The 11,490-nt window shown below is 33.0% G+C and carries 9 protein-coding genes; 5 read left to right on the forward strand and 4 right to left on the reverse strand.

From position 1 onward, the window contains the following. The 3 genes from JE46_RS06670 (at nt 1) to serB (ending at nt 2,336) form a co-directional block, all read left to right on the forward strand. The gene (locus JE46_RS06670) at nt 1–438 is read left to right on the forward strand and encodes an SRPBCC domain-containing protein (protein WP_031454485.1); all 438 of its coding nucleotides are present in this window, start codon (nt 1–3) and stop codon (nt 436–438) included. A 70-nt stretch (nt 439–508) separates the two neighbouring features. Further along, complete coding sequence (locus tag JE46_RS06675; protein ID WP_031454486.1) at nt 509–949, forward strand: VOC family protein; 441 nt, start codon at nt 509–511, stop codon at nt 947–949. A gap of 157 nt (nt 950–1,106) precedes the next feature. Continuing rightward, complete coding sequence (gene serB, locus JE46_RS06680) at nt 1,107–2,336, forward strand: phosphoserine phosphatase SerB (protein ID WP_031454487.1); 1,230 nt, start codon at nt 1,107–1,109, stop codon at nt 2,334–2,336. A 329-nt stretch (nt 2,337–2,665) separates the two neighbouring features. On the opposite strand, the gene JE46_RS06685 is transcribed toward serB, so the two are convergent. After that, nucleotides 2,666–3,664: a hypothetical protein gene (locus JE46_RS06685; protein WP_031454488.1), complete on the reverse strand. Its 999-nt coding sequence runs from the start codon at nt 3,662–3,664 to the stop codon at nt 2,666–2,668. Between the two features lie 25 nt (nt 3,665–3,689). Continuing rightward, a complete protein-coding gene (locus JE46_RS06690) occupies nt 3,690–5,198 on the reverse strand; it encodes a GH3 auxin-responsive promoter family protein (RefSeq protein WP_031454489.1) in 1,509 nt (502 codons plus the stop codon). A gap of 227 nt (nt 5,199–5,425) precedes the next feature. On the opposite strand from JE46_RS06690, the gene JE46_RS06695 reads away from it, so the two are divergent. Both JE46_RS06695 and JE46_RS06700 read left to right on the forward strand, forming a co-directional pair. Continuing rightward, nucleotides 5,426–6,220, forward strand: coding sequence for a DUF2797 domain-containing protein (locus tag JE46_RS06695; protein ID WP_031454490.1), 795 nt, complete (start codon nt 5,426–5,428; stop codon nt 6,218–6,220). Nucleotides 6,221–6,456: 236 nt separating this feature from the next. Beyond that, nucleotides 6,457–7,536, forward strand: coding sequence for a glycosyltransferase family 9 protein (locus JE46_RS06700; RefSeq protein ID WP_031454491.1), 1,080 nt, complete (start codon nt 6,457–6,459; stop codon nt 7,534–7,536). Between the two features lie 41 nt (nt 7,537–7,577). Here JE46_RS06700 and JE46_RS06705 read toward each other — a convergent pair whose 3' ends face one another. Together JE46_RS06705 and JE46_RS06710 are read right to left on the reverse strand one after the other, a co-directional pair. Further along, nucleotides 7,578–10,205 carry an AsmA-like C-terminal region-containing protein gene (locus JE46_RS06705; protein ID WP_031454492.1) on the reverse strand — a complete coding sequence of 876 codons (2,628 nt, stop codon included), beginning with the start codon at nt 10,203–10,205 and terminating at the stop codon, nt 7,578–7,580. Nucleotides 10,206–10,533: 328 nt separating this feature from the next. After that, nucleotides 10,534–11,481, reverse strand: coding sequence for an alpha/beta hydrolase (locus JE46_RS06710; protein WP_031454493.1), 948 nt, complete (start codon nt 11,479–11,481; stop codon nt 10,534–10,536). Nucleotides 11,482–11,490: the final 9 nt, after the last annotated feature.

Consider the following 11,490-nt stretch of genomic DNA (forward strand, 5'->3'; position numbering starts at 1 on the left):
ATGGAAACATTAGAATTTAAAATCAGAATCAAAGCTTCGCCGGAAAAAATCTGGTCTGTTTTATGGGAGGATGAAACGTATAAAAAATGGACAAGTGCTTTTTGCGAAGGCTCGTATGCAGTAAGCGATTGGAATGAGGGTGATAAAATACATTTCATGTCTCCCGGAGGAGAAGGAATGAATAGTATTATAGAAAAGAAAATTCCGAATGAATATATGGCTTTCAAACATATTGGAGAGATAAAAGATTTTAAGGAATTGCCTCTTAATGAGGAAACAGAAAAATGGAGTGGTTATATGGAAACCTACCGATTAATTCCCGATGACGAATTTACAGATCTGGTTTCTCAAGTTGATGTAATCGAAAAGCATATTGACTATTTTAAAGATGCATTTCCAAAAGGACTGGAAACTGTAAAAGAACTTGCGGAAAAGTAAATATCAATTACAATGTCAATATCAAATTGCAATAAGTAATAGAAATAAATAATGACAAAAATATCAAATCATGGTAAAATCAGTAACAACTTATTTAATGTTTAATGGAAATTGCGAAGAAGCATTTCTGTTTTACAAATCCGTTTTTGGAGGAGAATTTCAATATGTCGGAAAATACAAAGATGCACCTGCAGAAGAAGGTGCACAAGAACTTTCTGAGGAAGATTCAAACCGGATTATGCATATTTCGCTTCCAATTGGAGATACGATCTTGATGGGAAGTGACAGTCATCCCAAATATGGAGATGTAGGTTTTGGAGATAATTTCTCAATATCAATCGGCACAGAAACCACAGAAGAAGCAGACAAGATTTTTAACGGGCTTTCTGCTGGCGGAAGGGTAGATATGCCATTGGAAAAAACCTTTTGGAGTTCTTATTTTGGGATGCTCAAAGATAAGTTTGGAGTAAACTGGATGATTAGTCTTGAAGAACCGCAACCCGGAAATTAAAAAAGTTATGTAATTTCAGTATCGAAACATAATTGTTAAATTAATATAGAAAGCACATTCGGAATGTGCTTTTTGTATTCAAAAAAACAAACAATATCCTTTTTTATAAACAATAGATTGCCGATTTTTGTCGCTTCTTAAAATCAATAAAGATAAAATGGCGACAGAAGATAAAGAAATTATTTTATTAAAAGTTTCAGGACACGACAAACCGGGGGTTACAGCAGGTTTAACTACAGTATTAGCAGCTTATGATGCCGTGATTTTAGACATAGGTCAGGCTGATATTCACGATACATTATCTTTAGGGATTTTGTTCGAGATCGAAGCCGGTTCAACTTCCGGACCTGTTTTAAAAGATTTACTGTTCAAAGCCTATGAATTGGAAGTAAAGGTTAAATTTATTCCTATTTCTGTCGAAGATTATGAAACCTGGGTAAAATCACAATCCAATCAGCGTTATATCATTAATATTTTAGGAGAAAAATTAACGGCCGTACAATTGGCAGCTGTAACTAAAATAATGACAGATCAAAACCTGAACATCAACTCTATCATCAGATTGACAGGAAGAACTTCTGTTGTTGAAAAGGAAGAGTATCCACGTTCCTGCATCCAGTTATCCGTTACCGGCGATATTGTAAACAAGATCGAAATGACGGCTAATTTTATGGCAATTTCCAGAACACTGGACGTTGATATTTCGTTTCAGGAAGACAATATCTACAGAAGAAACAGACGTCTGGTTTGCTTCGATATGGATTCTACATTAATCCAGACAGAAGTTATCGATGAGCTGGCAGAACTAAATGGAGTAGGCGAACAGGTAAGAGCGATTACAGAATCTGCCATGAACGGCGAAATTGACTTCAACGAAAGTTTCAAAAAACGTATGGCTTTACTCGAAGGTTTAAGCGAAGACGTTTTGCAAAAAGTTGCCGAAAACCTTCCAATCACAAAAGGAGCACACCGTTTGATGAAAGCTTTAAAATATTACGGCTATAAAACGGCAATTCTATCTGGAGGATTTACCTATTTTGGAGAATACCTGCAAAAAGAGCTGGGAATCGATTATGTTCACGCCAATCAGTTAGAAATTAAAGATGGTAAATTAACCGGTAAATATATAGGTGATATCGTAGATGGTATCAAAAAAGCAGAATATCTAACTGCCATTGCCGAAAAAGAAGGAATCCACATCAACCAGACCATTGCAGTTGGAGACGGAGCAAACGATTTGCCAATGATCAACTTAGCTGGTCTTGGAATTGCTTTCCACGCCAAACCAAAAGTAAAAGAAAGTGCCTCAAATTCGATTTCGAGTTTAGGTCTGGATGGAGTGTTGTATTTGTTAGGATATCACGATCGATATATCGATATGATGTAGTTAACAAAATTCGACTCATTTTTTGTCATTTCGACGAAGGAGAAATCACATCCACAGAGCAACGAACAGAATATAAAAATAAAACAAACCTTAGTTCATCATTTGACCTAAGGTTTTTTTATGGGCATGCCCCGCCGAAAAAAGCGGGTCGGGCTATCCGCTGCAATCTTTTATGCCGAACCCCGGCACAAAAGGATTTCCACTTCTATCCCTCATGCTATTTAGTGGGATTAGCGTTTTTAAAATTATTAAATTGTTTGTACTAGTGCGAGCGTCTCGCTCGTACCCTCAAGAAAATGATTTGAGTTTGATTATGTTAACGAGCGGTTTTATTTACTTATTAAAAGGCTATTAAATAATTTTTGAATTCGGAATCGAATAAGTTCTCTGTAAGATTCATTTAAAACTTCAATTTCATTGTTGTAAATTTCGATATCTGATATATTATCTTGTAATAACTTCAAATAATCTATTACGCCATTGCTATATTGAATTTGGCTCATCATTGTTACTGATCTTTGTAAAACAACATAAGAAAGTTCTTCTTTAATATTTAAATTATCTGATGCAAAAGAGACAATTCGCTCACTACATTTTACTATTCTTATTAGAGGGTGAGGGTGACTATGGCTTTTATAGTAAATGTCATTAAATTGATTTTTAGAAAATTCTATAATAATATTAGCAATTGAAAATACGAATAAGGTTAATAGATTAAATATTAAAACAGTACTAATTGGATAATTTTTATTGCTTGCATAATCAATTAATTTGGACATACTCATGCAAATTCCAAAATTATCTGCATCAATTTCATATAAATGTTTTCTAACATCAAATTTATTTTCATATATATATAGTTCTTGAAAATTATGGTATCCGTCTGAAGATGCATTTGTCAGTTGTAAAATATGTGCAAGCTCATGGTAAAATATATATGAAAAACATAAATCGGACAATAAGGCTTTTAATTCTGTTTTATCGTTTTCCTGAATTGTTAACCGTGAAACATTTTCCATTGAGAAAATTTCAATTGAATCGGAGATTATAGATTCTAATTTTTCAATCAATCCTAAGTTAAGGAGTATTACTCCACGTTTACCTTTAACAGTTGCTTGAGCATTAGAAGAGTAATCATATTTTACCCCAAAATTTATATTAATTTCTAATTTGTCAGATGCATTATTACATAATTCTATGCAAGAATTGATATATTGTTTTGCAAAATTCTCATTTTTGAAAGATTGGAATTCTGACTCATCAAGTAAATGCAATTCCAATTCTGGAAAAGAAAGTTTGATTGCATTTTTATGATCATGATAGTTCATGTTTTTTAAACTAAATATATAAACTCTACATCTCCTTCAACTGCTCCAGATAATCCCTCTGATTCGAAAGCCTCGGAATCTTATGCTGTCCGCCCAATTTATCACGTTCCTTCAGCCAATCGTAAAATAAATTTTCCCTGGCGACATTAATTACCAAAGGATTTAACGTCATATTGTTGTAGCGTTTGGCTTCGTAATCAGAGTTTAAGGTCTGTAAAGTTTCATCTAAAACCTTTTGGAAAAGTCCAACATCAGCAGGTTTTTTCTTGAACTCAATCATCCATTCGTGGGCACCTTTTTCTTTGTCCTGCATAAAAATTGGAGCAACGGTATAATCAATAACTTCCGTTTGGGTGATTTCGCAGGCTTTGGCAATCGCCTGATCAGTATTTTCGACCATCAGTTCTTCGCCGAAAACATTGATATGATGTTTAGTTCTTCCCGTAACCCTGATTCTGTATGGGTTTAATGAAGTAAAACGAACCGTATCACCAATCAAATAGCGCCATAATCCGGAATTGGTGGTAATTACAATGGCATAATTTTTATTTAGCTCGACGTCGGCTAAACAAATCACTTTTGGATTTGGTGTATCGAAGGTATCCATTGGAATGAATTCATAGAAAATACCGTAGTCCAGCATCAATAATAAATCATTTGAATTATTCAAATCCTGAATGGCAAAAAAGCCTTCTGAAGCATTGTATATTTCGTAGTATTTGAAATCTTTGCTCGGGAGAATTTTCTTGTACTGTTCTTTATACGGAGAAAAACTCACTCCGCCGTGAAAATAAACTTCCAGATTTGGCCAAAGTTCAAGGAGATTTCCTTTTCCGGTATCTTCTAAAACCCGATTCATTAAAACCAGCATCCATGAAGGAACTCCGGCAAAACTCGTTACATTTTCGGTTTTGGTTTCATTGATGATAGCAGCTATTTTACTTTCCCATTCGGTCATTAAAGAAGTTTTACTGCTCGGCGTACTGCTAAATTCAGCCCAAATAGGCATGTTTTCAATCAGGATTGCCGATAAATCTCCGAAAAAAGTATTGTTGTTTTCGTAGATCTGTGAACTTCCGCCTAAACGAAGACTTTTCCCAACAAATAACTGTGAATCTTCATTATTATTTAAATACATGCAAAGCAAATCCTTGCTTCCTTTATAATGACAGTTTTCAAGGGCTTCATTGCTTACCGGAATAAATTTACTTTTAGCGTTAGTAGTACCGCTCGATTTGGCAAACCATTTTATAGGAGTTTCCCAAAATACATTTTGTTCTCCCTGACGTGTTCGCTCAATCAAAGGCTCTAACTCTTCATAACTTGAAACAGGTACTCTTTCTGCAAAAGTCTGGTACGAATTTATAGAAGCGAAGTCATATTGTTTTCCAAAAATGGTATTTTCTGAAGCAGTCAATAAATTATGGAGCAGTTCTTCCTGAACTTCGTTGGGATATTTTAAAAAAAGTTCTATTTGATGTATCCTTTGTTTCAGGACCCATGAAGCAAAAGAATTTATTATGGATATAGGCATGGGGGAATTTTAGATTTAGATTTTAAATTTTCTGATTCATGCTTTTTGCAAAAGCCGGAGATTTAAAATTTGAATATCGATATACAAATACTAACTTTGTCGTTATATCAAAAATAGTGTTTTTTTATAAAAAACAATTTATTTGCGACAAAGATTCCCTTTCTTGAATTTAATTTTAAAAGGGAAACAAAAATCCAAACACTACAATTTAAACATTACAATCTCAAATGCAATATCAAGGTGTACTTACAAAAATGCAAACCGAATTTGGAAATCCAATTCAATATTATCTGGTTTTTGAAGATAGTTTTCTACATATGAACCAATTATTGAATAGCGAAATAGAAATCAGTTTTGCAGGGTATCAATGTTTGAATTGCAGTAAAAAGAAAAAAATATTTCGTCAGGGATTTTGCTATGATTGTTTTTACTCCAGTCCTGCCGTTGGAGACTGGATTATGAGACCTGAACTGAGTACGGCACATTTAGGAATCGCTGATCGTGACCTGGAGTATGAACAAAAAGTACAATTGCAGCCTCATGTTGTTTATTTTGCTGTAGCCAGTGAAATAAAAGTGGGTGTAACACGTAAAACTCAGGTGCCAACCAGATGGATAGATCAGGGGGCAAGTCAGGCAATTTCAATAGTTGAGGTTCCTAACAGATATCTGGCAGGTATTACAGAAGTCGCTTTAAAAAGCTTCTACACAGATAAAACCAACTGGAGAAAAATGCTTCAAAACCCCACACAAACTTTCGATTTGATTGCCGAAAAAGTGAAAATAGAAAGTTTAATTCCGGCAGAAGCTCAGGAATATTTTTACAGTCAAAAGAATGATGTATACGATTTACATTACCCGGTTTTAGATTATCCTGTAAAAGTAGCAAGCTTAAATTTGGACAAAACTCCATCGTTTCAAGGAAAGCTTGTTGGAATTAAAGGGCAATATTTAATTTTTGAAAACGGTACTGTTTTTAATGTCAGAGGATCTGAAGGATATTTAGTTACTATTTCAGTTTAACAGATGATTTAAAATATTAATTAAAAGACAAAAGCTTTGGGATTTCTCAAAGCTTTTGTCTTTTAATTTACTGATATTTAAAATATTGACATGTGAAAAATGAAACATTTCATTACAATTTTATAATAATTACTTATTGAGAGGTTTTAATTTTAAAAAGATATACGAATTAGTTTTGTAACAGATTACAAGAAGAATTCATTTTTAAATTATAAATCAGCTTAATTAGTTATAAAATGGGAATTTTAAGTAAAGTAAATATTGTCAGACGTAGTCTTATGCGTAATTTGACTAAGAATATTGGAAAATCAAACACTGAACAAGGGATTACTTTGGTTAATAGAAACGATATCAAAAGAGTGTTGATTTGCAGACCGAATGCCAGATTAGGGAATTTATTATTGATTACTCCTTTTGTTCAGGAATTAGAACAGACGTTTCCAAATTGTAAAATCGATTTGTTTGTAAAAGGTTCTTTGGCACCTGTCATTTTTCAAAATTATGGTCAGATATCCAGAATAATAGAATTGCCTAAAAAGCCTTTTAGCAATTTATTAAAATATTTTAGTGTTTGGATTTCCTTAAAAAAGTACAAATACGACATTGCCATAAATGTAGATCACGGCTCTTCTTCTGGTCGATTGGCAACCAAGTTTTCTAATTCTAAATTTAAGTTTTTTGGCGATTTGCCTTTTTCTGCCAATTTATTTTCTGGCGATTATGCTCATATTGCCAAATATCCAATTTATCACTTTCGGGATTATTTGACCAAATTAGGATTTGAGAAAAAAGATAGTACTATTGCACCTTTAGATCTTAAACTGAATTCTCATGAAATTGCAGCTGGTAAGAAAACATTGGAAAATTTGGTAGGAAACACGAACAAAACAATTTGTATTTTTACTTATGCAACAGGAGCAAAATGTTTATCGGAATCCTGGTGGGAAGATTTTTATGCCAATTTAAAAGCTGAATATAAAAATTATAATATTATAGAGATTTTACCAATAGAAAATGTTTCTCAGATTGGTTTTAAAGCACCTACATTTTATAGTAAGCATATTCGGGAAATTGGCGCTGTTATAGCTAATGCCGATTTGTTTATAGGTGCGGACAGTGGAATCATGCATTTGTCCAGTGCGGTTCTAACGCCAACAGTGGGGCTGTTTTCTGTTTCAAAATTAAAGAAATATGAACCATACGATAATAATAGTATTGGAGTTGATATAAATAATTTTTCGAAACAAGATTATTTTAGAGTTTTTGATACAATTTTAAATAACGGAAAATCAGCCATCTATTATAAAGCGATTTAAAAAGAAAGGTCAATCTGTTTAGATTGACCTTTCTTTTTTTGTTATTTTTTCTTCTTAAACAAGCCATTCAGTAAGTCACTTGCTTTAGTTTTAACTTCTTCATTAGTTTTCGCCTTATCAGTAGCCGTCTTTGTTGTATCTTTTGATTTGCTGTTTTTGTTCAGTAAATCCGTAAGGGCTGTAGCGCCTTGTTTGGTTAGCTTTTCTTTTTGTTGCTTAACTACCTGAGAGGTAAGATTATTTATGGCCGTTTTGGTATCTATGGCAACCTTAGGTTTTGAGAAGTTTCCGGTTATCATACCTGAAATTGGAATGTTATCTAATTTAGCAGCATCTGCAGGAGATAACTTAGAGAGAAAAGCATTTGCTTCAGTGCCTAAATACTTTGCCGGTACATCCATTTTTATATTGTAACTCATCGTCTGATCAAACCCATGAGCTCCGCCAACGTTAATTTTAATGTCCTGGTATTTTATGTCAAATGGTTTGATATTTACTTTCCCGTCATCAAAAGTCAGTGCCATTTTTAAATCATTTAAGTTCAGTTTATTTACGTCAATAAATTTAACATTAGAACTCAAACTGTTCAACAAAGTCGAATTTTTTGCATTTACCGTAGTCGAAAGTAATTGCCCCAGTAAATCCCCGGAAAGTGATTTTAAATCAGGAGTTAATTCTTTGGCATCCAGATTTCCGTTTAATTTAATAGTCGAATTTAATTTTCCGTTGATTATTCCTGCGATAGGTGCAATTTTTTTCATCATATCCAATTGCGTAAAAGTCTGAGCAATATCAACCTGTTTGAAACCTAAATTCATATCAAAAGTAGGAACTTTTGCTTTTGTAGAAACCGTACCTGTCAATCCGATTGATCCCCCAAAAATTGATGTTTTAAAGTTTTCTAAAGTGGCTTTTTCATCCTTGATGATTAGTTTTCCTGAAACCGCAGTCAATTTTAAATTATCATACAAAACGGTATTTGCTTTTGCGTTTAAAGTACAATTTAAAAATGCTGGAATCTTCATTGCATCTGCAGGCTTTCCAGCCGTTTTTGTTTCAGCTTTAGCTTCACCATTTGTGGTTGTAGTTTTTGCAGGCTCTCCTGAAGTCATAAAATCGTCAACAGCCAACTGGTTTGAACTCATATTGAAGTTTCCTTTCAGCTCTTGTTTTTTGAACATAAAACCGTAGAAATTTTCTAAAATTCCATTAATGGCAATATCACTTTTTCCGGTGGTAGCATTAAACTGCTTTAGGTTAATTCTGCTCGGATTAAACTCAACCAAAGCCGTGCTGATGTTCATTGATTTATTGTTCTCATCAGTATATTTGAATCCTGACAAACTTATCGTTCCTGCATTTTTAATGTTTTGATACTGGCTGTTCTCTACAGATGCCATATCAAAATTAGTCGTAACATCAGCTTTTAAGATTCCTGCCAGTGGCTTATCTAATTTAACAGGATAGGCCTTTGAAAGATTCGCCAAATTGATAGTTCCTTTTAAAGCGGCATCAACAATAGGATTTACCGTTATATTTTTAATATTTGCTTTGGCACTAAAAACATCCTGATCTATTTTGAAAGAAAGTTTGTCAAGATTAACGTAGGTATCATTCAAAATACCGGTTTCATTGATGATTTTAGTATCAATTACAATACTCTGAACCGATTTTGGTAAGTTTGGATATTGAAAAGAAGCATTGTTTGATGCGATTGCAATATTGAATTTAGGAACTGTTGTTTCTGTTAATTCTCCTTTTGCAAAACCAACAATAGTAAAATCTCCGGTTGTTTTTACGCCATCTAAACTTGATGCATAGGCTGAAGGAATTAATCCTAAGAAATTAGTAAAAGATGAGGTAGGAGTTTTGAATTTCAAGTCATAAATCTGTCCAGCTTCTACCATCTGAATGAATCCGTCAAATTCTAAAGGCAATTGATTGATCAGGGCTTTATTCTCTTTAAAAGTATACTTGCTTTTGGCTAAATCAATTCCTAAAACAGCATCTAAAGTCAGTTTTACATCTTTAAGATAATTCATTTTATCCATGTCCAAAGAAACTTTAGCAGTGGATTTTGTAGTCAGGTCAAGATTCGAATTGGTGAAATCACCGGTCCCTTCGTGATTTAAACTATCAATTACCATTTTTATTTTTGAACCCTGATCGATATATCTGAAAGTGAAATTTTCAATTTTATAATTCTGAATTTTTAAAGAAAGTGGATCACTTTTTTTATCATCTTTCTGGGTTTCTTTTTTATCTTTTAAAGCAATATCAAAGTTTCCGATTCCGTCTTTGTTGAAAATAATATTAATCAGACCATTTTGAGAACTGATTCCCTCGATGCTCATCGGTTCTTCTTTTCCTTTAAAAAGTTCCTTGATACTCATCTTTAAATCTAATTCACCTAAGGAAACTAAAGTATCTCCTTCAAATGGAGCTTTGTTGATGATCACTAATTTCTCAATCGAAACATTTGCATTTGGGAAATTTTTAAATAAACTTAAATCAGCATCTGCAAAACTTACTTTTGCATCTACACTTTCGTTGATGGCTTCAGCAATTTTAGCTTTAATCTGATCTTTAAAAAAGTAGGGAATCGCAAATAAAGCCGCAATAAAAACTACGAGTATAATTCCGGTGATTTTTAGAATTTTCTTAAGCATATAAATAGAATTTGAGGTTTAATTATATAATTGACTTAGAGCTTGTTTAAAATTTATTTTTGAATGATTTTTGAGCGAAATAAGGCAAATTTTTATAGAATAGCAGCGCTATTGCATGAAAATTTAACGAAGTTGTAGCCGAAAATCATCATAAAAAAGCCAATAAATAAATTTTAAACAGGCTCTTAGTGCAAAAATAGTTTTTTTGATTGAGTTTAAAGATAAACTTTTCTCAAACATATTCAGAAACATACTTGATTTTTAGGGATAAAAAAATATCCGTCTGAATATAGATTCAAACGGATATTTTATGGTTTTATGATTTTGATTACTTTTTGATAAAAGAAATAATCTTATTGGTCATGACTTCTGAAACAGGTAAGCTTTCATTGTTATAGCTTTCCATGTTTGCCTGAGTATCGCCTTCGATATTTTTCAGAACATGGTTCATGTTCTCGACAATCAAAAGTTCGGCATTTTTGCTGGCCTGAGATAAAAGTTCGGCATCTTTGACGGTTACTTGTAAATCCTTATTTCCCTGAACAATCAAAATAGGGACATTTAATTTTTTAATTTCTGTTTGTGGATTGTATTTAAACCATGAAATTAAATAAGGCTGAATGCTGGCTCTGAAGAGAGAATTCAGCATCGGGTCAACTTTTTTTACTGTATTACCGCTTTTCAGCGAATCAATAATTGGAAAAGTCAAATCGTTGAGTTGTTTGTTTGATTTGGATCCGATTTGTGTTTTTATTAATATATCAGCAGATTCTCCGGGACCTGCAATCGAAATGAATTTGTTTGCTTTTGCTCCCGCTATCATTCCTATTAATGAACCTTCACTATGTCCAATGATAATTACCTCAGAAAAACGTTTGTCTTGTTTTAGTAAATTAATCCAGCTTTTAGCATCTTCGGTATAATTTTCAAATACCAGTGTCTGTTCTGAAATTGCCGAAGCTTTGCTTTCTCCAATCCCTCTTTTATCATAGCGTAATGATGCAATTCCGTTTTTTGCAAGACTTTCGGCAAGCATTTTTAATGAATTGTTTTTCATCATCGGATTGTTCCCATTTCTGTCTGTTGGTCCTGAACCTGAAATTAGTAATGCTACGGGATATTTTTTTGTTAGGTCAGGAGTCGTTAATGTTCCAAAAAGCTGATCTGTATTTATTTTTAATACAATTGGAGATTCCTTAAAAGTGATTTCTTTTTTGTCCTGAGCATTAACAAAACTTAGTATAAAAACGGTTAGAAGAAGAATTATTTTATTCATATTCTGAAA

The organism is Flavobacterium chungangense LMG 26729 (assembly GCF_000735715.2).
GTDB classification, from domain to species: Bacteria; Bacteroidota; Bacteroidia; order Flavobacteriales; family Flavobacteriaceae; genus Flavobacterium; species Flavobacterium chungangense.

Bases quoted from the DNA above. Each gene is read 5' to 3' on its own strand.
- JE46_RS06670 (WP_031454485.1), top strand. From the start codon at position 1: ATGGAAACATTAGAATTTAAAATCAGAATCAAAGCTTCGCCGGAAAAA.
- JE46_RS06675 (WP_031454486.1), top strand. From the start codon at position 509: ATGGTAAAATCAGTAACAACTTATTTAATGTTTAATGGAAATTGCGAA.
- serB (WP_031454487.1), top strand. From the start codon at position 1,107: ATGGCGACAGAAGATAAAGAAATTATTTTATTAAAAGTTTCAGGACAC.
- JE46_RS06685 (WP_031454488.1), bottom strand. From the start codon at position 3,664: ATGAACTATCATGATCATAAAAATGCAATCAAACTTTCTTTTCCAGAA.
- JE46_RS06690 (WP_031454489.1), bottom strand. From the start codon at position 5,198: ATGCCTATATCCATAATAAATTCTTTTGCTTCATGGGTCCTGAAACAA.
- JE46_RS06695 (WP_031454490.1), top strand. From the start codon at position 5,426: ATGCAATATCAAGGTGTACTTACAAAAATGCAAACCGAATTTGGAAAT.
- JE46_RS06700 (WP_031454491.1), top strand. From the start codon at position 6,457: ATGGGAATTTTAAGTAAAGTAAATATTGTCAGACGTAGTCTTATGCGT.
- JE46_RS06705 (WP_031454492.1), bottom strand. From the start codon at position 10,205: ATGCTTAAGAAAATTCTAAAAATCACCGGAATTATACTCGTAGTTTTT.
- JE46_RS06710 (WP_031454493.1), bottom strand. From the start codon at position 11,481: ATGAATAAAATAATTCTTCTTCTAACCGTTTTTATACTAAGTTTTGTT.